A 20,974-nucleotide genomic window follows, 5' to 3' on the forward strand; every position below is an offset into this window, starting at 1 on the left:
CATCTGTTCCCAGATGCCCATGGTCCTGTCACCCTGGACGTTGCTGTGCCCGCGGATGGGCGAGGCGCCTGCGCCCGGCTTGCCGATGTTGCCGCGGAGCAGCAGGAGGTTGATGATCTCCTTGATGGTGGCCACGCCCTTCTTCTGCTGCGTGATGCCCATGGCCCAGGTGATGATCACCTTGTCAGCGGCGAGGTAGCGGGCCGCAAGCTCGTCGATTTCCTCGGTGCGCAGCCCCGTGGCCTCGAGGACAGCGGCTTCATCCAGCCGGGAGAGGTGGGCCTTGAGCTCCTCCAGCCCGTCGCAGTGCTCCGCCAGGAACTGGTGGTCCAGCACCGTCCCGGGGTTCGCGGCCTCCGCGTCGAGGACGCGCTTGGAAACGGCCTGCAGCAGCGCCATGTCGCCGCCGATCCGCACCTGCAGGAACTGGTCCGCCAGGTCCGTGCCGTGCCCGATGATGCCCTTTACCTTCTGCGGGTTCTTGTACCGCATCAGGCCGGCCTCCGGCAGCGGATTCACGGCGACAATGTTCGCCCCGGCCTCCTTGGCCTCCTCCAGCGCCGTGAGCATCCTCGGATGGTTGGTGCCCGGGTTCTGGCCCATGATGATGATCAGGTCCGCCTTGGCGAAGTCGTCATAGGAAACCGTGGCCTTGCCCACGCCAATGGTCTGCCCCATGCCCCATCCGGAGGACTCGTGGCACATGTTGGAGCAGTCCGGCAGGTTGTTGGTGCCGTAGGCGCGGATGAACAGCTGGTAAAGGAAGGCGGCCTCGTTGGACGTCCTGCCGCTCGTGTAGAACGCGGCCTGGTTGGGGTCGGGGAGGGACTTGAGTTTGTCCGCGATGATGCTGAACGCCTGCTCCCAGCTGACCGGCCGGTAGTGGTCCTCCCCCGCCTTCTTGTACACGGGCTCGGTCAGGCGGCCCTGCATGCCCAGCCAGTATTCGGACCGGTGCCGCAGCTCGCTGACGGGGTGTTCGTCCCAGAACTCCCGGCCGATGACCACGGGAGTGGCTTCCCAAGTGACCGCCTTCGCCCCGTTTTCACAGAACTCGAACGTCTTGCGATGGCCCGGATCAGGCCACGCGCAGCTCATGCAGTCGAATCCGTCCTTCTGGTTCAGGGCCAGCAGGGTCTTCCGCGAGCGCTCCACGCCCATGTGTTTGAGCGCCGGCTGCATCGAGTGGTAGACCCCGGGCACACCGGCGGCCCAGGTTTTGGGATGGCCGGTCACTTCCAGTTCGGACTCGTCCGCCTCTTCGACCTTCGGGTTCTTGCGCGTCACGCTGCACACTCCTCGGCTGTTCCTGGTCCCCACAAGCCACGGCACACGCCGGCGGACCAATTTCTTCCACAGTTGTTCAGCAGATCATGGAAGTCAAGGGAATGACGACGGCGGCACCCGCCCGCGTTAGGCTGGTTCCCAAGGCTGAAGCAAGCGGCCGCAGGAACTTCTGTGCGGAGCCCATTAATGCCCGACGATCGTGCCCTCGCCGCCCTGGCGGCGTCTTCCTTCTCCCTGCCGGACCTGCGGGACGGCCAGCTGGCGGGCATCAGCGCCTTGGCCGGCGGCCGTGATGTCCTGGCAGTGATGCCCACCGGCTTCGGCAAATCCGCCATCTACCAGGTCGCGGCGCAGCACCTGCACAACGAAACGGGACGCCCCGCCGTCGTGGTTTCACCGCTTATTGCCCTGCAGGAGGACCAGCAGGATGGGCTGGCCGGCGACCTCGGCGACCAGGCGGCTGTCACCATCAACTCCTCGCACAGCGATTCCGAGGTGGAGGCCGCGTGGCAGGCCGTCGAATCCGGGCAGGCCACCTTCATGTTCCTTGCCCCGGAGCAGCTGGCCAAACAGGACACCGTGGACCGCATCGCCGCCCTGGACATCACGCTGTTCGTGGTGGACGAGGCGCACTGCGTCTCCTCCTGGGGTCACGACTTCCGGCCCGACTACCTCAGCCTGGGCAACGTGCGCGAGCGGCTGGGCAACCCGCCCGTGGCCGCCCTCACCGCCACCGCCTCCCCGCCCGTCCGGGACGAGATCGTGGAGCGGCTGGGCATGGAGGACCCGCTGGTGCTGGTTCGGGGCTTCGACCGGCCCAACATCAGCCTGGACGTGGTCCGCCACCAGGAAGACCGGGGCAAGCGGAAGGCCGTGCTGGCGCAGGTGGCCGGGCTGGCCGGCGACGGCCACGGGCTGCTCTACGCGGCCACGCGGAAGGACACCGAGAAGTACGCCGCGAAGCTCGCCGCGGAAGGGCTGCGGACGGAGGCATACCACGCGGGCCGGTCCGCCGGGGACAGGGAGCGGATCCACGAGCAGTTCCTCGACGACGCCCTGGACGTTGTGGTGGCCACCACCGCTTTCGGTATGGGGATCGACAAGCCCAACGTCCGTTTTGTGGTCCATGCGGATATTCCAGAGTCGCTTGACGCCTACTATCAGGAGATTGGCCGCGCCGGGCGTGACGGCCAGCCGGCGGCGGCGGTGCTGCACTACCGCGCCGAGGACCTGGGGCTGCGGAAGTTCTTCAGCACGAGTTCCCCGGATCCGGATCGGCTGCTGGCGGTACTGAAGGTCCTCAAGGCCGCGGGTGCGCCCACGCCGAAGTCCTCCCTGGCCGAGCTGGCCGGGTTCCCGGTCCGCCGCGTCACGGGACTGGTCAACCAGCTGGAGGAGGCGGGCGCCGTCATCACAGGCAAGCGCGGCATCCGCCTCGCCTCCAAAGCCAAGCTGCCCGCCCTGGTGGAGCGCGCCGTCGAACTCGCCGAGGCCCGGCAGCGCGTGGAGCAGTCCCGCCTCACCATGATGCGCGCCTACGCTGAAACGGACGGCTGCCGGCGGCAGTTCCTGCTGGGCTACTTCGGCGAGGACCTTCCGGAACCGTGCGGCAACTGCGATGGCTGTGCCGACGCCGCCGCGCGGGATGTCCAGCCGGGTGACAAGGCGCACGACGGCGGCAGGGCGGCTTCCGCCGCTGCCGACGAGCCGTTTCCCCTCCAGTCAGCCGTGGTCCACAAGGAGTGGGGCCCGGGGCTGGTGATGCGGCATGAGGACGACGTGATCACTGTCCTGTTCGAGCAGGAGGGGTATAAGACGCTGTCCCGGACCGCCGTCGTCGAGCATGAACTCCTCAAGCCGGCTTAGGTAGGCTGGGAGGAGACTCCAACGAAAGGCCCGCCTCGTGGAAGTACCCTCAATTGTCTGGACCCTGACCGTCGCCGGAATTGTTGCCCTGCTGGCTTTCGACTTCTTCTTCCACGTGCGGAAGGCACACACGCCGTCGCTGAAGGAATCGGCCATCTGGTCCGCCATCTACGTGGGCATCGCGGTGCTCTTCGGGCTCGGCGTGTTCCTGTTCGGCGGGTCAACCATGGGCACGGAGTACTTCGCCGGCTACATCACGGAGAAGGCGCTGTCCGTGGACAACCTCTTCGTGTTCCTGATCATCATGGCCAGCTTCAAGGTGCCCCGCGCCGACCAGCAGAAGGTGCTCCTGTTCGGCATCGTGTTCTCGCTGATCGCCCGCACGGCGTTCATCTTCCTGGGCGCCGCGCTCATCAACAGCTTCGCGTGGGTGTTCTACATCTTCGGGCTGATCCTGCTCATCACCGCCGGCAACCTGCTGCGCCCCAACAGCCACGACGACGATTCCGAAGGCCTGGTGGTGCGGCTGGCCAAAAAGTACCTCCCGGCGTCGGCCCATTACGACGGCGACAAGCTCTTCACGATGGAGAACGGCAAACGCGTCCTCACCCCGATGCTCCTGGTGATGGTGGCCATCGGCGGCACGGACATCCTGTTCGCCCTGGACTCCATTCCGGCCATCTTCGGCCTGACCCAGAACGTGTTTATCGTGTTCACCGCCACGGCGTTCTCCCTGATGGGCCTGCGGCAGCTGTTCTTCCTGATCGACGGGCTGCTGGACCGGCTGATCTTCCTCTCGTACGGCCTCGCGGCGATCCTGGGCTTCATCGGCGTGAAGCTGATCCTGCATGCCCTGCACGAAAACACCCTCCCGTTCATCAACGACGGCCAGCACGTCAACGTGGTGGAAGTGAGCACCCAGGTTTCGCTCAGCGTCATCCTGGGCGTCCTGCTGGTCACGGTCCTGGCGTCCATCTTCAGCCCCAAGGGCAAGGCCAAGAACGCCGTGTCCGGAGCCCGGCGCCACGCCATCGAATACCTGGACCTCAACTATGAAACGGACATGGTGGAGCGGGACAAGATCTTCGCCAAGATGTGCCGCGAAGAGGACCAGATCCGCAAGCTGCCCGAGAAGTACAAGCGGCTCATCCGCAACGAAACCGAGTTCCTGGAGCTGCTGCGGAACGCCCACACGGAGCACGACAAAGCCCAGGTGCGCGCGGACGCCAAGGGCTAAGACGGCCTTTGTCAGACCCTCTTGCTAGGTTTGGATCAAGGCCAGGGGAACCATCCCCAGGCCGCTGATGACGGTCCGGATGTCAATGGGGAGGCCCAGTGTTTCTGCTCGAAGCTGCCGGTGTTGATGCCGGTGCGCCGCCGGACCTGGTGTTTTCCGCCAGTGACCTGGTGGCCGCCAGCGAGTGCGAGTACCGCACGCTCCGGATCCTGGACGAAAAGCTGGGCCGGGCGCCTAAGGCAGAATTTCCGGCGGACGAGATGCAGGCCCGCGCCGGCGTCCTGGGCGACAAGCATGAGGCAACCGTACTGGCCAGCCTGATCGCCAAGTATGGCGAGTGGGATGCCAGCCGTGGTGCGGGCGTCTACTCGCTGGAACGTGGCCCGAACCTCCGTGGCGAACTCCAGGCCAAGCACGCGGAAACCGAGCTGGCGCTGCGGTCCGGGGCGGACGTCGTGTTCCAGGCCACCTTCTTCGATGGTGAATTCCTGGGCTACGCCGACTTCCTGGTAAACGAGGCCGCGGGCACCAAGAACCCGGGCCGCTACGAGGTGTGGGACACCAAGCTGGCCCGGCACGCCAAGGTGGGCGCCCTGCTGCAGCTCGCCGCCTACGGCGACCAACTCCTGGGAATGGGCCTGGAGCCCTCCCCCGTCGCCACCCTGGTGCTGGGCACCAGGGTCGGTGAAGACTGGCTCCGCAGCAGCCATTCCCTTCCGGACCTGCTGCCCGTTTTCCGGGAACGACGCCGGCGCTTCCGCCACCTCACTTCACAACACCGCCAGGCCGATGCACCTGTGGAGTGGCAGCAGCCAGGCATTGTCCACTGCGGCCGCTGCGATTACTGCGGGGAGCAGGTGCAGGTCCACCGCGACCTGCTGATGGTTGCCGGCATGTCCGTCGTGCAGCGCAGAAAGCTCCGCGCCGCCGGCATCACCAGCATCGAGCAGCTCGCCGGGATGCCTGCCGGGGAGGCGCACAACTCGGTGGTCCGGCTCCGCGCCCAGGCCCGGATGCAGCTGGGCCTGGACGCACCCGCAGGGTCCCGGACGTTCAGCAAGGACGGCGAGCCGCACACTGTTTCCTATACCGTTCTGCCGGACAACACCATCGGGTCCCTTCCTGCGCCCAGCCAGGGCGACATCTTTTTCGACTTCGAGGGCGATCCGCTGTGGCAGGACCCCGCCACGGGCGTGTGGGGCATCGAGTACCTGTTCGGTGTGATCGAGGCGCCGGTGCCCGGCGCCGGCGATGATCCTGTCTTCCGCCCGTTCTGGGCGCACTCACGGCAGGGGGAACGCCGCGCCTTTCTGGACTTCCTGGAGTACGTGGAGGAGCGCCGGGCCCGGTACCCGGACATGCACGTCTACCACTACGCGCCGTACGAGAAAACGGCGCTGCGGAACCTTTCGCTGGCCCATCAGGCAGGTGAGGACACCGTGGATGAGTGGCTGCGGCAGGGCTTGCTGGTGGACCTGTACGCCACGGTGCGGCACTCACTGCGGATCTCCGAGGCCTCCTACTCCATCAAGAAGCTGGAACCGCTGTACATGGGTGACAACCTGCGTTCCGGGGACGTCAAGGACGCCGGCGCATCCGTGGTGGCCTACGCGGCGTACTGTGCAGCCAGGGACTCCGGCAACCAGGCCGAGGCTGACAAGATCCTCACCTCCATCTCGGACTACAACCGCTACGACTGCCTGTCCACCCTCCGGCTCCGGGACTGGCTCCTGGATATTGGGGGCGGGTCGGCTATGAACACTGACGCTGCGGCCGGGAGCGTCGTGCCGGCCGATACGGCTGGCATGCTGGGCGGGCGGGAACGCCTTGCGGGACGGGAGCGTACCGCGGCACCTGATGAGACACCGGAGGAAGCCAGGCTTCGCGAGTACCTGGCCGGACTGCCGGACACCCGGCCCTGGACGGACGACGAACGGGCCATCGCCATGGTGGCAGCAGCCACCGGTTACCACCGCCGGGAACGGAAGCAGTTCTGGTGGCAGCACTTCGACCGCGTTGAAGCTCCCCTCGAAAGCTGGTCCGACCAGCGGAACGTCTTCGTTGTGCAGTCCGCCGAGGTCGCCTCGGACTGGGCGCTGGCCAAGCCCCGGGAACGGATGCGCACCCGGGTCCTGCGGCTCCGCGGCACCATGACGGAGGGCTCGGATTTCCGGGCTGACTCAAGCTGGTGCCGGCTGTACGACGCACCGGCGCCGGACGGCATGGCTGCCCCCGACGCCGCACCCGGCGCCAGGGCCTACACCTTCGGCACCAGGATCAGCGAGCTGTCACCGGCGCCGGACAATCCCGAGCACACCGAGATCATCATTGCGGAACGTGAGTCGGGCAAGGTTTCTGCGTACCCGCACCTCCCCGTGGCCCTGACGGAGGACCAGCCTTTGGCCACCGCCAGCATCGAAGCCGCCATCGCGGAGGTCGCCGGCGCCGTGGGCGCGTCGGTGCCTGCGCTGCCCGCACATCCCGGCCTGGACATCCTGCGCAAGCAGCCGCCGCGGTTCCTTGCCCTCCCGGGCCCGGTGGCGGTCCGTCACCGTGACGACGGCTCTGCTGATTACGCCGCCGCAATCGCCGGATCCCTGCGGGACCTTGACCGCTCCTACCTCGCCGTCCAGGGACCTCCGGGAACCGGCAAGACGTTCGTCGGCGCCCACGTCATCGGCCAGCTCGTGGCCGAGGGCTGGAAGATCGGCGTCGTGGCCCAGTCCCACAACGTGGTGGAGAACCTGCTGTGCCGGGCGATCGATACTGGCGGCGTGGATCCTGCCATCGTGGGCAAGAAGCTGGCTGCACCCCACGACGTGCCGTGGAGTTTGACGGCCGACGGCGACGTGGCCCGCCTGCTGTCATCCCCCGGCGGGTGCCTGGTGGGCGGGACGGCGTGGACCATGACCGGCAAGGAGGTCCCGGCCGGCTCGCTGGATCTGCTGGTGATCGACGAAGCAGGACAGTTTTCGCTGGCCAACACGCTGGCAGTGTCCCGCGCCGCCAAGAGGCTGCTCCTGCTCGGGGACCCCCAGCAGCTCCCGCAGGTGACGCAGGGCGCGCACCCCGAGCCGGTGGACGAGTCTGCGCTGGGGTGGCTGGCGGCCGGGCACGCCACCCTCCCCGCGCGGCTGGGCTACTTCCTGGCCGACAGCTGGCGGATGCACCCGGACCTGTGCTCTGCCGTGTCCCGGCTCAGTTACGAAGGGAAGCTCCAGTCGGCACCGGCAGCGTCACTCCGCGAGCTGGAGGGGCTGCCGCCCGGGGTCGAAAGCGTCTTCGTGGACCACACCGGCAACACCACGGGTTCCAAGGAGGAAGCGGCCGAGGTGGTCCGGCAGGCCAGGCGGCATCTTGGCCTGAAATGGATTCCGGGCGCCGGCAGCGATGCACGTCGGCTGGAGCAGCAGGACCTGCTGGTGGTGGCCGCGTACAACGCCCAGGTGCACCTGATCCGGAAAGCGTTGGAAGAAGCCGGCCTTCCCGATATTCGGGTAGGAACGGTGGACAAGTTCCAGGGCCAGGAGGCGCCGGTGGTGCTGGTCTCCATGGCGTGTTCGGCCGTGGCTGAGGCTCCCCGCGGGGCCGAGTTCCTGCTGAACCGGAACCGGATCAACGTGGCGGTATCGAGGGGGCAGTGGCGGGCGGTCATCATCCGCTCCCCCGAACTCACCAGCTACATGCCGCACAAACCTGCGGCTTTGGAGGAGCTGGGTGCGTTCATCGGCCTGAGCCCGCGGGAGTAGCGCATCAGCGGGCGTTGAATCCGCGGAAGCGTCCCTCCGCTGCGGACAGCTCGTTGTCCACCCGCTCCACCCTGCCGGGGGTGCGGCCGGAGTTCAACCAGTCCAGGAGGTCCCGGACCTGCGGCTCGGGACCTTCGGCAACCACGGCCACCGAACCGTCGTCGAGGTTTTTCACTTCACCGGTCAGGCCCAGTTCCTCGGCTTTGCCCATGGTCCAGAAGCGGAAGCCGACTCCCTGCACCACGCCGAACACGCGCGCGTCCAGCCGGACCGTATCCGATGCCGACCCGTCGTGCCCGGCCATGGTGCACTCCTCGATGAACAGCCGTCCAACCCAACCAAGTAGCAGTATCTGTCGTTCTGATGCCTCATAACGACAGTTGGCGCTACCTGGTTGGGCGGGGACAGGCGTTAGTTGATGGTGATGTCGCGGGTGGCGTGGTTGTAGCGGATGGTGACCGTGCCGCCGTTGTGGTGCAGCTCGTGGTTGGGGCCATCGAAGGCGCCGTAGGCACCGTAGTTCTCGTCCCAGGAGCGGTTCAGTGCAATCTTGAAGGTGTAGAAGCCAGCGGGCAGCTCGGCGCTCTTCTTCCAGAGCTGGTCCAGGAAGTCGAACTCCATCTGGGCTTCGTCGTACTGCGGTGCCCAGTTCTCCGGCGCACCCAGGATGGTGTTGAAGTCGCCGGCCACAGCCACGGCTTCGGGCTGCGGGTGTGTCTCAACGTCCGGGCCCTCGAACGGCTCGTCGGCGGCATCGGCGGCCGTATCCTTGGCGGGCGCCTTGGTCTTGCGGACGGCCTTGACTACCGGCTCGACGGCGTCCTCGAGTACCTTGGCTGCCTTGCCCACGGCGGCGGCGGCCTTCTTGGCGGGAGTCTTGCGGGCCGTCTTCTTGGCGGTTTCTTCCTTGACGGGAGCCTCCAGCGTGGCCGCGGCAGCGGAGACCGGCCGGACGAACCCTGCGGGAGCGGTGGGGACCGGGGTGTCGGCAGGAACGGGAGTGCCGGCGTCGAGCGCGGTGGCGAAGGACACTGGGTCGGGGTAGGCAACGGTGGCGCGCATGCCGTCCTCGGTGATGGTCCATCCGGAGCGGCCCTTCACCAGCCAGCCGGCCTTGACCAGCTTGGCGGTTGCTGAGGTGAGCGTCTTGTGTCCGCGGGGAATGCCGCCGCTGAGCAGTTCCGCCTCGTGCTCGTTGAACGGCACGCGGGCCGTCGCTTCCGCGAGGACCTGGCCCGCGTTCAGTGCATCGCCTGACCACACGCCTTCGGTCAGGACATCCAGAACGGTCTTGAGTCGAAGGAAGGTGTTTTCTGCGGTGGACTTGGCCATGATTCCCCTTTTATGAAAGCGATCGGTCTTAGGCATCTTGCCAACTGCCGATTAAATCGCGCGACTTTAATTGGTTAACTCTGCGTGTCGTGACCGACTATGAAGCGGATATCGCCACAAGTGAGGCGGAGGTCTCGGGTAAGGGCTGACTGCACAACCCTCTCAGCGCTGGTACGGGTGCCGCCCTGCACTCCCCAGACACGCCTGCGGCACCCAGTTTAGCGGCACAATGGCGCACTTGTTGCCTCGGACACAGGACGGTCAGGGCGTGACGTCCTGGCCGTTCAGTTCCGCCAGCAGCTCGGCCTTCCGTTCTTCCGACGCAAAGGACGAATGGATGGAGTTCGCGGCCAGGCGCGCCTTGTCGAATTCGGACAACTCGAACACCGCCGAGAGCTGGGCAAAGTTGTCGTCCACATAACCTCCGAAGTAGGCGGGATCGTCGGAGTTGACGGACACATTGAGCCCGGCGGCGAGCATGGCGGGAAGCGGGTGGTCCGCCAGCGTATCGACGGCGCGGAGCCTCACGTTGGACAGCGGGCACACGGTGAGCGGGATCCGCGCATCCACCAGGCGCTCCACCAGTTCCGGATCCTCCATGCAGCGGATGCCGTGGTCGATGCGCTCCACGCCAAGGACGTCCAGCGCCTCGGTGATGTACGACGCCGGGCCCTCCTCGCCTGCATGGGCCGTCAGCCGCAGGCCTGCTTCGCGAGCCTTTGCATAAAGCCGTTCAAATTTCGCCGGCGGGTTCCCGACCTCCGCCGAATCAAGTCCGATGGCCCCGATCGGCGCATCCATGGCCAGCAGGCCGTCCAGGACCTCCAGGGCCGAGTCCTCCGGAAGGTCACGCAGGAAGGCCGCGATCAGCATGGTGGACATGCCAAAGTCCTCCTGCGACGTGGCCAGCACCGATGCCACACCGTTGACGCAGGTTTCCAGTGAAATTCCGCGTGAAAGGTGCGCCTGCGGGTCCATCATGATTTCTGCGTGGCGCACCCCGGCAGCAGCTGCCCGTTCCAGATAGGAGTGCGTCATCGCGGCGAAGTCCTCTTCTGTCTGCAGCACCGCCATATTGGCGTAGTACAGGTCCAGGAAGGACTGCAGGTCGGTGAACTCGTACCGTTCCCGGAGTTCGTCCAGCCCGGAATACGGCAGCTCGATGCCGTTGCGCTCCGCCAGGGCGAAGATCAGCTCCGGCTGCAGGGTCCCTTCGATGTGCAGGTGCAGTTCGGCCACGGGAAGGACGCGGGCCGGGACGGCAGGCTCGGTTTCGTCCGCTTCAATGTCAGGCACGGCGCTGCCGGCCGCAAAGTTTTCCATCGGGTCAGGATAATGCCCTGCGGCGTATTCGCCACTAGAGTCGAGCGAATGCAGAACGCCACGCACGCTGATGACCTGCAGTACCCGGCTCCCACCTCCGCGGCCGACGGCTTCGTCCGGGTCCGCGGCGCCCGCGAAAACAACCTTCGCAACGTGGACGTGGACGTCCCACGCGACGCGATCGTGGCGTTCACGGGAGTTTCCGGGTCCGGCAAATCATCGTTGGCCTTCGGCACCATCTATGCCGAGGCGCAACGCCGCTACTTCGAGTCCGTGGCCCCGTATGCCCGGCGCCTGATCCAGCAGGGCCACAATCCCAAGGTGGAGCTGATCACGGGGCTGCCTCCCGCCGTCGCACTTCAACAGCGCCGCGGCGCCCCCAGCAGCAGGTCCACCGTCGGCACCGTCACCACGCTCTCAAACTCCCTGCGCATGCTCTTCTCCCGCGCCGGGACCTACCCGTCCGGCAGCACCCAGCTGGACTCGGACGCCTTCTCTCCCAACACCGCAGCCGGTGCATGCCGGGAATGCCACGGCCTGGGCGTCGCACATACCGTTACGGAATCGTCACTGGTTCCGGACCCGTCGCTGAGCATCCGTGACGGCGCCATCGCGGCCTGGCCCGGTGCGTGGCAGGGGAAAAACCTGCGGGACATCCTCACCCACCTGGGCTACGACGTCGACGTCCCGTGGCGCAAGCTTCCCAAGAAGCAACGGGACTGGATCCTCTTCACCGAGGAGCAGCCCGTAGTGGAGGTGACTCCGCAGCGCGACAGGGTGGCCAAACCGTACAAGGGGCGGTTCTGGAGCGCCCGCAGCTACGTCCTGCATACCCTGGCGGATTCCCAGAGCGCGTCCATGCGTGAACGCGTTATGCCGTACATGGAGTCAGGCCCGTGCCCGCTCTGTTCAGGCACGGGACTGACGCCGGAGGCGCTTGCCGTCACGTTCGCGGGCAGGACCATTGCGGAGCTCAACCGGCTCCCGATGGCGGAGCTTGCGGACATCGTGCGGCCCACCGCTGAACTGAACGACGCCGGCACGGCCTCCCGCACCCAGCTTTCCGGGGAGTCCAACGAGGTAGCCGTAGCCATCACCCGGGACCTCCTGCATCGCCTCACGGTCCTCGTGGACCTCGGCCTCGGATACCTCGCACTGGGCCGTGCCACGCCCACCCTCTCGCCCGGCGAGATGCAGCGGCTCCGGATTGCGACGCAGCTTCGGTCCGGTCTGTTCGGGGTGATCTACGTATTGGACGAGCCGTCCGCAGGGCTCCATCCCGCCGACGCGGAACCCCTGTTGGACGTGTTGGAGCAGCTGAAAAAGTCCGGCAACTCCGTCTTCGTGGTAGAGCACAACATGGACGTGGTCCGGCGGGCCGACTGGCTGGTGGATGTGGGGCCGCGGGCCGGAGAAGGTGGCGGCGAAGTGCTCTACAGCGGACCCGTGGATGGGCTCGCCGGCATCGAGGCGTCCGTCACCAGGCCGTTCCTGTTCGAGGACGGCCGATTCGTCACGGCGGGCAGCGGAAGGGCCACCGGAAGTGCCGACGGCGGTTCCGGCCGTGTTTCCCGCAGTAGTTCGGAAATCGTGCGGGAGCCCGCAGGGTGGCTGGAGTTGAAGGACGTCCGCCGGCACAACCTGCGGGGGCTGGACGCACGTTTTCCCCTGGGGGTCCTCACTGCGGTCACCGGTGTCTCAGGGTCCGGGAAGTCCACTCTTGTTGGACGGGCGCTTGCCGGGCTGGTGGGCTCCGGCCTCAAAACCCCGCTGGAACAGGATGCAGCAGCGGAGCCCGCCGCCACGGGAACCGCTATTGGCGGTGAACGCATCGACCGCCTGGTCACTGTGGACCAGAAGCCGATCGGGCGTACCCCGCGCTCCAACCTGGCAACGTACACCGGGCTTTTTGACGCTGTCCGCAAGGAATTTGCCGCGACCGGCCAGGCCAGGGAGCGTGGCTTCGGCGCCGGCAGGTTCTCCTTCAACGTGGCAGGCGGGCGCTGCGAAACCTGCCAGGGCGAAGGGTTTGTCGCCGTCGAACTGCTCTTCCTGCCCGGCAGCTACGGCCCGTGCCCGGAGTGCGGCGGATCCCGCTACAACCCTGAGACGCTGGAGGTGCAGTACCGCGGCAGGAACGTGGCCGACGTGCTGGCCATGACCGTGGACGTCGCTGCGGAGTTCCTGGCCGATGTGCCGGCTGCGGCGCGGAGCCTGAAAAGCCTCCAGGACGTGGGACTTGGGTACCTGCGGCTAGGGCAGCCTGCCACCGAACTCTCAGGTGGTGAAGCCCAGCGCATCAAACTCGCCACCGAACTGCAGCGGGCGCAGCGCGGGCACACCCTGTACCTGCTGGATGAGCCCACCACCGGCCTGCATCCCGCCGATGTACAGCTGCTGATGGCACAGCTGCACGGCCTGGTGGACGCCGGCAATTCCGTGGTGGTTGTTGAGCACGACATGTCGGTAGTGGCAGGGGCTGATTGGGTGATCGACCTGGGCCCCTCCGGCGGCGACAAGGGCGGGCTCATCGTGGCAACCGGGACCCCCGAAAGTGTGGCCCGTTCGGGCGGCAGCCGGACCGCCCCCTACCTCGCGGCTGCCCTCAATCAGGGTTCCATCAGCGAATACTCAGGAAAATCTCGATTTGATAACGCCGCTGTGATGTCCTAGCGTGAAATGCATGCCCGCCAAAGCGGGCGCATGAATGCCCGGTGCTGCCTCCACCAGAACTGCCCAGCGGCAGCCACCGAAGTTGACCTCTATTTGTCAGGGGCGGGCAGTGGCGCGACGATCTCCGGGGACGGAACCAGCGCCGGTGGCCTTCAGGAGCATCACCATAATGAAAAACACAACCTTCCGTACTGCCGCACGCCGTGGAGCTACCGTGGCCGTGATCTCAGCAGCAGGCCTCGCACTTTCCGGCACCGCCGCAAACGCGACCACCAGCACCTCCACGTGGGACGCCCTGGCACAGTGTGAAAGCGGCGGTAACTGGGCAACCAACACCGGAAACGGCTACTCCGGCGGCCTGCAGTTCAGCGCCAGCACCTGGTCCGCATACGGCGGCACCGGTTCACCGGCTGACGCGAGCCGCGAGCAGCAGATTGCCGTCGCCGAGCAGGTCCAGGCTTCGCAGGGCTGGGGAGCATGGCCCTCCTGCTCTGCCCAGCTGGGCCTGAGCGGCGGTGCCACCGGGACTGCGCCCGTTCAGCAGGCCCCCGTCCAGCAGATTCCGGTCCAGCAGGCACCGGTCCAACAGGTCCAGAGCGCGCCGGTCCAGGCAGCTCCTGCTACCCAGGCACCCGCCGCCAAGCATGCCAAAGCCGTTGCCCTGAGCGGGGAAACCTACACGCTGGAGGCCGGCGACACCCTGAGCATTGTTGCCGAAAAGCTGGGCATCCAAGGCGGTTGGCAGCAACTTGCTGATGCCAACCTGGACACCATCACCGATCCCAACCTCGTCTTCGAGGGCCAGGTCCTCCAGCTTCCGTTATAAAAACTGCACCGCAGCTGCACGCCAGCTGCAAAAGCCCTCACGGGCCCTATGAACAGGTCGGCGATAGACAAATTCCGTTGACCAAAAACGACGCCGGCACGCCCCCACAAGGGGAGTGCCGGCGTCGTTCTTCAATCCAGCCTGCCGTACGTCAACGCACGGCGGGCAAGCCAGCTGTTAGCTGGCGGGAATCTCACGGACGATCCGCACCTTCCAGGCGTGTTCGTCGCTGGTGTCCAGCAGTGCGACGGTGCCGTGGGCCAGGTTCAAGGCGACGCGCTTGGCGGCAAGCAGCTCAAGGTAGAGGTGCTCGTTCATCCTGGCGGGGGTGTCGATCATGTACTTCACGGCGTCGCGCACCTTGCGGTAGTTGGCGCTGCGCTCGCGGTGCATGCGCAGTTCAAGGGCGGACTGCTGACGGAGCCGGGGTTCGTGGCGGTTCAGCAGGGTGACGGCGGTGTGCACGCCAACCACGAGTGCAAGCGAAACCACGTAGATCCACCATCCGCTGGACAGCAGGAACAGCGGCAGGTTGCCGATGGCCACGAGCGCGATTACCACCCGGAGGGCAGCGATGCGGCGCACAGTCTTGGCGACGGCGGCCACGCCATCACGGAAGCGGTGCTGCTCCTTGCGCGCGGCGGCAGGATCAATGGTGAATTCGTCAAGGACCAGGATGCCCTTTGCTTCCGGACTCAGCATCTGCCCGTAACGGGGCACGCTGGGGGAGGTGATTCCGGTGGTTACTTCGGGTGTTAATGTCATGAGAGGGCTTCCAGAACGCGGGGTGGGTTGCGGACACCTTAGTGGTTTTAACTCCTATGTGTATGCATAGGTCCACTATCTGGACATCCGGAGCGCCTGGCCTGTGGTCCCCGGCACTGCAATTGGAACATCCGCCGGGTGCCGTCAGACTGAATGGATGCAAACCTTCCTCCCGTACCCTGAATTCCGGCAGAGCGCCGAAGCATTGGACACCGCCCGGCTTGGCAAGCAACGGGTCGAGGCACTCCAGACGCTCCGCGCCCTGGTCATTCCCGGATACGGCTGGCAGACCCACCCGGCAATCCGCATGTGGATGGGCTATGTGCCGGCGCTGACCATGTATGGGCTGGCCATGGTTGACGAATGGACCAAGCGCGGCCACCCGGACAACACCCGGGCCAACATCATGGAGTTCGCCCCGCAGGCGGCACACCCGGATTACGCGGCGAAGATTCCCATGCCGCCGTGGCTCGGCGACCCGGACTTCCACCTCAGCCACCGCTCCAAGCTGGTGCGCAAGGAGCCCAAGTTCTACCGCTCCCTTTTTGCTGATGCGAACCCGGACATGGACTACGTCTGGCCAGAGCCGAAGCACGAGTTCCTGCCGCAGGAGCCAGAGGGTGACATCCTGTGGATCCTGCGCGATCCCCATGACGACGTCGATCCACAGACGTTGACCACAGTGGCCCTTCCGCCCGTGAGCGGCAGCATCGCTGCCGCGGCGGACATGGGTGACGATTACTCCCCCGTGTATATCGACGACGGGTCCCGCCGCCCCTCGCGCCAGCCCCGGAAGGCGCCGCCCAAGCAACAGGTGAAGAAACCTACGCGCAAGCGCCTGGCGCAGGAAGAGGCTTTCTCCACACTGCCGGGAAAGACGCCGGTGGCGGTCCCGTTCGAGCATGGAGCGAAGTTTGCCGTAGGCCAGGTGGTGGGCCGTCCCATCACCCTGGAGGACGGCAGGTTCGGCCGCAACTTCACCGTTACGGAGATCATCGACCGGTCCGCTTTTGCCTACCCGGCTCTTCTGCAGGATCCCCGCGTGTTCTTCCCGGTGGAAGCCCCGTAGCCGCATGACCATCCTCCTGGCAGGCTGCGGCGACCTCGGAACCGAAGCAGGTCTGCGGTTCGCCGCCTTGGGCCATCACGTGGTGGGCTGGCGCCGCTCACCCGCCAAGCTGCCGCCCGCCATCAAAGGTGTGGCGGCTGACTTGAGCACTCCGGAGCTGCCGCCTGTCCCGGCGGACACCTCCGCCGTCGTTATCGCCGTGGCAGCGGACTCGCCGTCTGAGGACGACTACCGTGCGGCGTACCTTGGCGGGGTAACGCACGTCCTGGACGCTTTGGAGCGCGACGGCGCCAAGCCTCAGCGGGTGCTTTTTGTCTCCTCGACGGCCGTGTACGGTGACGCCAACGGTGGCTGGGTGGATGAAAGTACTGCACCTGTGCCGGCAGGATTTTCAGGCCGTGTCCTGGTAGAGGCGGAGGAGCTTCTGCGGTCCCGGCTGGCGGGAACGGGTACCACGGCCGTGTCCCTCCGGCTGGGGGGCATCTATGGTCCCGGCCGGACCCGCCTGATCGACCAGGTGCGCAGCGGTTCAGCCGTTGTTCCGGAGGACGTGCGCTACACCAACCGCATCCACCGTGACGATGCCGCGGCCGCTATCGTCCACCTGGCCACCATGTCCGCTGAACCCTCGCCGGTTTACGTGGGCGTGGACAACGATCCGGCTGACCTTGGCACGGTATTGCGCTTCCTGGCCGCTGAAATGAGGCTCAACGAGCCGCCGGTGGGTGATGCCGGACCCGCGCGCGGCGGCAACAAGCGCTGCCGAAACGGCCTCCTGCGGAGCACCGGTCTCAGCCTCACCTTCCCGTCGTTCAGGGAAGGCTACCGGGACATCCTTGCGGGAAACGGCGTCCGCCACCCGTAGCCAACATCGCCGGGACTGTTCCACCGTTTAGGCTGACTGCTCAGTGGTTTGGTCAGGGTTCAGCGAAATGTGAGGCAGGAAAACCATGGATTCTCGGCACATCATCGAGACCGTCGGGGAGTTTGTTGATTTCGCCGGAGTCGCTGTCATGGTGATCGGTGCCCTGGTGTCCATTCCGCTTGCTTTCCGGGGGTACCAGCCGCGGAAGGTGCGCGCCGGCGGCGAGAAGCTGACCTTTTACCGGCTGTACCGGCAGCTGTTGGGCAGGTCGATCCTGTTGGGGCTTGAACTGCTGGTGGCCGCCGACATCATCCGAACCGTCGCTGTCACGCCCACCTTCGAAAGCGTTGGAGTTCTGGCGATTATTGTGCTGATCCGGACGTTCCTCAGCTTTTCGCTTGAGCTTGAAATCACCGGAAAGTGGCCATGGCAGAAGGAGCCCCGCGACTCACGCGATTCCCGCGATTCTGCCGAAGCGACGGCGGGATAACCGGGGTAAGCAGGGTCTTTTCCGCTTCCAATTTTCCACTCCTCCCGGTTTTCCACATAGCGGCTTCGGGTGGGATGTTTTGTCAGTGGTCACTGGCAGAGTTGTCCCATGGAGGCCATTGGGGAGCAGTTTGCGGAGTTCGGCAGTCCCGCCGGCGCGCTCCCGCGGGCTCCCCGGCCTGGCGGTGATTCCCGGCATGACGGGTACGACGCCGGCGCCCCGCTCAGGCTTCCCGGGCGCCTTCACGCCATCCCGGCCCAGACGGCGCCTGACATTCCTGTTTCTGGCCCACGCCCCTGCCCCGGCGCCGGCCCGACTGCATCCGAAACTGATCGCGGCAGCGCTGCGACTGAATCCAAAACCGCCCCTTTTTCGGCATCCGCTGGCACTGGGACAGACAGGTCACCGATTGCACCCGATCCCACCCCTGCACCCATCGTCGAAGATCCGGTTGGCCTGGCCGGGATCGGAGCCCTGCTGGTGGCGGCTGCTGTTGCCGCGCAGGACGAGCTGGCCACGTTCGACTGTGTTTCAGCGGCCAATTTCGCCGGGCAGGTCGAGGACCTTTCAAGGACCGTGGAGTACCTGCAACTGCTCGCCGCCTCCACCGTGCACCGCACCCGGACCCAGGCCATCACCGCCGCGGACGCCGCCCGCACCAGCCAGGCCAGGGCGGGTCGACTTGGGCGACCGGGCCGGGGCTGGGTAACCGGCTGGGACGCCAACGGCGTCGAGACACTTAACGAGACCGACGCGAACTGGCCCGCACCCACCAGCAGCCCCGCACCCACCGGCGACCCCGCAACCACCAGCTGCGCCGCAGCGGCTGATCAGTCCACACCCGCAGCCGGGATCGACCGCCCCGGCCTGACCTCGTCGGTGGTGACAGCGCCTGTGGTGACGTCGCCGGCCGATGACGGGTGCAGGAACACCGCCGAGTTCCTCAGGCTCCGGCTCCGGATCCCCCTCCGCGAAGCCCGCCGCCGCCTCACCCTCGCCCATCAGGCCCTGCCCGGCACCAGCCTCACCGGTGAACCCCTCCCGCCGGCACGCGAACACCTCGCCACAGCCCTCACCCCCACCAACACCACCACCGGCGAACCCGCCCACACCACCACTGATCCGGGCATGATCGCGGCGCCGGTGCTCTCCTCACACGCCGCGACCATCATCACCGCCACCCTGGACCGGCTCCAGCACCACACCACCCCCGACACCCTCGACCGGATCGAACAGCACCTCACCACCACCGCCATCACCGCCGACCCGGACTTCCTCACCCGCCTGGCCCAACGCTGGAACGACACCATCGACGCCGACGGCACCGAACCCACCGAAGAAGCCCTCCGCCACACCCAAGGCGCGTTCATCCGCAAACCCCGCCACGGCCTGCACCGCGTCGAAATCTTCGCCACCACCGACCAATACGAACACCTCCTCACCGTCATGAACACCGCCACCAACCCCCGCACCGCCACCCCCAACACCAGCACCACAAACCCCGACCCTGACCCGGACGAACGCGCCAACCCCGGGCGGGAGGCCAGCGTGGACCTGGAACGGCGCACCCGGGCCCAGCAACAACTCGACGGGCTCGTCTCCGCCGTCAAAGCAGCCCTCACCACCAACCTGCTACCCACCACCGGCGGCAACCGCCCCCAAATCATCGCGACCATCAACTACCAAGACCTCCTCCCCCACCTCCCCAACCCCACCAACAACCCCTGGCCAACCACAAACACAGCCACCTGCAAGGGCCCAGACCCAAAAAACGGGACAGACACCGAAAGTAAAATCCGGGCCGGGACCGGGGCGTTCGTGTTCACCGGACCCGTCGCCGCCACCACCCTGCGCAAAATCGCCTGCGACGCCGACATCATCCCCGCCCTCCTGGGCACCAACGGCGAAATCCTCGACCTCGGCCGCAAAACACGCCTCTTCACCCCCGCCCAACGCCTCGCCCTCACCGCCCGCGACCAAGGCTGCACCTTCCCCAACTGCACCATCCCCGCACCCTGGTGCGAAGCCCACCACATCACCTACTGGTCACACGGCGGACCAACCACCACCACCAACGGCGCCCTCCTCTGCACACACCACCACCACCTCATCCACAAAGAACAATGGACCATCACCACCACCCACGGCACCCCAACATTCATCCCCCCACCCCACATCGACCCCACCCAAAAACCCCAACAAAACCACTACTTCAAACCCCCACCACCACCCCACCCCAGGGAATAAAGCGGGTGTTTCATGCTGGACGAGCGGTTCCAAGGGATCATGAGCAAACGGGTTCGGAGCGGTGGTCTGCAAAGAGCCGTGAAGAGCCGCAAAGAAGGGAACCTGCACATGACCGATCGTGTGGATGCAGCAGCCTTGTGGCCTGCCCCTCCTGAACTGCCCCCGCCCGCCGTCATGGACCAGCGCTGGACTGACGCCATTTTCCTGCACTGGCGGATACCCGAACCGGTGGCTGCCCGCTTTATGCCGGCAGGAGTACGGCCGGATCTCTTTGATGGAACGTCATGGGTGGGCCTTATCGGTTTCCGCATGAAGGAGGCGGGCATCGGCCGCGGCCCCGGAATTCCTTATCTTGGGAGCTTCAATGAGGTCAACGTGCGCCTCTACTCAAGGGAACCGGACGGAACCCGCGGCGTCGTTTTCCTGAGCCTGGACGCGAACCGGTTGCCCGTAGTCCTCGCAGCACGGGCAGCCGAAATACCCTACGTCTGGTCGCGGATAAGCTACCGGAAGCCCACGTCCGGGCGCGCGCCGGAGGGAATCACCGGCTACTCCGTCAGTCGATTCAGACAGGGAGCACACAGCACGTTCAGCGTCATTCCTGACCTCGGGACTCCGGTCGATGACCCGCTGTCCATCCACCTCACTGCAAGGTTCGGCATGCACGGCAAATTCCGAGGCCGGACAATCTACATCCCGAACACTCATGAACCGTGGCCGCTTTACGCGGCACAACTCCATGACCTTCAGGACGACCTGGTGCAGTCGGCAGGCATCAGTGTGAGCGGCCCGCCGGATTCTGTCCTCTACTCAACCGGAGTGCGGACCCGGTTCGGTCGGCCCCGGCTGGTAAGACACCGTGGCAAGCTGCCTGGGGCTTAGGCGTCCCGCCAGCCTTGTCCTTCGCTGAAGGTCGCCACAAGCGTGCCTACCCCGGGCTGCAACGAGTTGGAAGGGTCGAAGTACAGCGATGCCTCGGAAGCGCGGCTGTGGGTGATCAGCTGTTCCGCTTCAAGCTTTGCCTCAGGGGCGGTGGCTCCGATGATGCCCGTCCGCGCGGGAAGCTCGGGGGTGTGCACCACCTCGGCGTCCGTCTGGGTCAAAGGGATCGTGGTGCCGGAGTTGATCTCATCATGGGGAAACTCAAACTCGGCATCGGGGGACGCGGCAGGAATGGTGTACTCCAGGAAGTAAGTCATGAACCCACCTTTGCAGAAACGCACCATCATCGAAAGTCACCTCTCC

16 protein-coding genes are annotated in these 20,974 nt (G+C 66.1%); 10 read left to right on the plus strand and 6 right to left on the minus strand.

Annotated elements, in window-relative coordinates; all coding sequences use genetic code 11:
* Positions 1-1,287 (minus strand): molybdopterin-dependent oxidoreductase (locus P2Q66_RS05875; protein ID WP_275726297.1); only part of this gene is annotated, 1,287 nt, incomplete at its 3' end.
* 186 nt (positions 1,288-1,473) lie between these two features.
* Here P2Q66_RS05875 and P2Q66_RS05880 point away from each other — a divergent pair.
* The 3 genes from P2Q66_RS05880 (at position 1,474) to P2Q66_RS05890 (ending at position 8,139) form a co-directional block, all read left to right on the plus strand.
* Entirely contained in the window at positions 1,474-3,153 is a 1,680-nt protein-coding gene (locus P2Q66_RS05880; RefSeq protein WP_275726299.1) for a RecQ family ATP-dependent DNA helicase, read from the plus strand.
* A gap of 37 nt (positions 3,154-3,190) precedes the next feature.
* On the plus strand, positions 3,191-4,390 hold the full coding sequence (locus tag P2Q66_RS05885) for a TerC family protein (RefSeq protein WP_275726301.1): 1,200 nt from the start codon (positions 3,191-3,193) through the stop codon (positions 4,388-4,390).
* Between the two features lie 98 nt (positions 4,391-4,488).
* On the plus strand, positions 4,489-8,139 hold the full coding sequence (locus tag P2Q66_RS05890; protein ID WP_275726303.1) for a TM0106 family RecB-like putative nuclease: 3,651 nt from the start codon (positions 4,489-4,491) through the stop codon (positions 8,137-8,139).
* Between the two features lie 4 nt (positions 8,140-8,143).
* On the opposite strand, the gene P2Q66_RS05895 is transcribed toward P2Q66_RS05890, so the two are convergent.
* The 3 genes from P2Q66_RS05895 to P2Q66_RS05905 form a co-directional block, all read right to left on the minus strand.
* On the minus strand, positions 8,144-8,443 hold the full coding sequence (locus tag P2Q66_RS05895) for an acylphosphatase (protein WP_275726305.1): 300 nt from the start codon (positions 8,441-8,443) through the stop codon (positions 8,144-8,146).
* 107 nt (positions 8,444-8,550) lie between these two features.
* Positions 8,551-9,471: a glycosidase gene (locus tag P2Q66_RS05900; protein ID WP_275726307.1), complete on the minus strand. Its 921-nt coding sequence runs from the start codon at positions 9,469-9,471 to the stop codon at positions 8,551-8,553.
* Between the two features lie 261 nt (positions 9,472-9,732).
* Positions 9,733-10,794, minus strand: a complete 1,062-nt coding sequence (locus tag P2Q66_RS05905; protein WP_181884747.1) for an adenosine deaminase — start codon at positions 10,792-10,794, stop codon at positions 9,733-9,735.
* Positions 10,795-10,842: 48 nt separating this feature from the next.
* Between P2Q66_RS05905 and P2Q66_RS05910 the strand changes: the two genes are divergently transcribed.
* On the plus strand, positions 10,843-13,467 hold the full coding sequence (locus tag P2Q66_RS05910) for an excinuclease ABC subunit UvrA (protein ID WP_275726308.1): 2,625 nt from the start codon (positions 10,843-10,845) through the stop codon (positions 13,465-13,467).
* 169 nt (positions 13,468-13,636) lie between these two features.
* A complete protein-coding gene (locus P2Q66_RS05915) occupies positions 13,637-14,293 on the plus strand; it encodes a transglycosylase family protein (RefSeq protein ID WP_275726309.1) in 657 nt (218 codons plus the stop codon).
* Between the two features lie 177 nt (positions 14,294-14,470).
* Here the strand turns inward: P2Q66_RS05915 and P2Q66_RS05920 are convergent, their stop codons facing one another.
* On the minus strand, positions 14,471-14,995 hold the full coding sequence (locus tag P2Q66_RS05920; protein ID WP_275726329.1) for a hypothetical protein: 525 nt from the start codon (positions 14,993-14,995) through the stop codon (positions 14,471-14,473).
* 220 nt (positions 14,996-15,215) lie between these two features.
* Between P2Q66_RS05920 and P2Q66_RS05925 the strand changes: the two genes are divergently transcribed.
* The 5 genes from P2Q66_RS05925 (at position 15,216) to P2Q66_RS05945 (ending at position 20,611) form a co-directional block, all read left to right on the plus strand.
* Positions 15,216-16,127 carry an MSMEG_6728 family protein gene (locus tag P2Q66_RS05925; protein ID WP_275726311.1) on the plus strand — a complete coding sequence of 304 codons (912 nt, stop codon included), beginning with the start codon at positions 15,216-15,218 and terminating at the stop codon, positions 16,125-16,127.
* Between the two features lie 4 nt (positions 16,128-16,131).
* Positions 16,132-16,992 (plus strand): SDR family oxidoreductase, encoded by an 861-nt coding sequence (locus P2Q66_RS05930; protein WP_275726312.1) that lies wholly within the window; start codon positions 16,132-16,134, stop codon positions 16,990-16,992.
* Positions 16,993-17,077: 85 nt separating this feature from the next.
* Positions 17,078-17,482 carry a DUF1622 domain-containing protein gene (locus P2Q66_RS05935; RefSeq protein ID WP_275726313.1) on the plus strand — a complete coding sequence of 135 codons (405 nt, stop codon included), beginning with the start codon at positions 17,078-17,080 and terminating at the stop codon, positions 17,480-17,482.
* 108 nt (positions 17,483-17,590) lie between these two features.
* A complete protein-coding gene (locus P2Q66_RS05940; protein ID WP_275726315.1) occupies positions 17,591-19,729 on the plus strand; it encodes a DUF222 domain-containing protein in 2,139 nt (712 codons plus the stop codon).
* A 108-nt stretch (positions 19,730-19,837) separates the two neighbouring features.
* A complete protein-coding gene (locus P2Q66_RS05945) occupies positions 19,838-20,611 on the plus strand; it encodes a DUF2071 domain-containing protein (RefSeq protein ID WP_275726316.1) in 774 nt (257 codons plus the stop codon).
* Here P2Q66_RS05945 and P2Q66_RS05950 read toward each other — a convergent pair.
* Complete coding sequence (locus P2Q66_RS05950) at positions 20,608-20,928, minus strand: hypothetical protein (RefSeq protein ID WP_079597767.1); 321 nt, start codon at positions 20,926-20,928, stop codon at positions 20,608-20,610. The two genes, P2Q66_RS05945 and P2Q66_RS05950, sit on opposite strands and share 4 nt — an antisense overlap.
* Positions 20,929-20,974: the final 46 nt, after the last annotated feature.

It is taken from the genome of Arthrobacter sp. Cr_A7, assembly GCF_029222765.1.
Classification (GTDB): Bacteria; Actinomycetota; Actinomycetes; order Actinomycetales; family Micrococcaceae; genus Arthrobacter.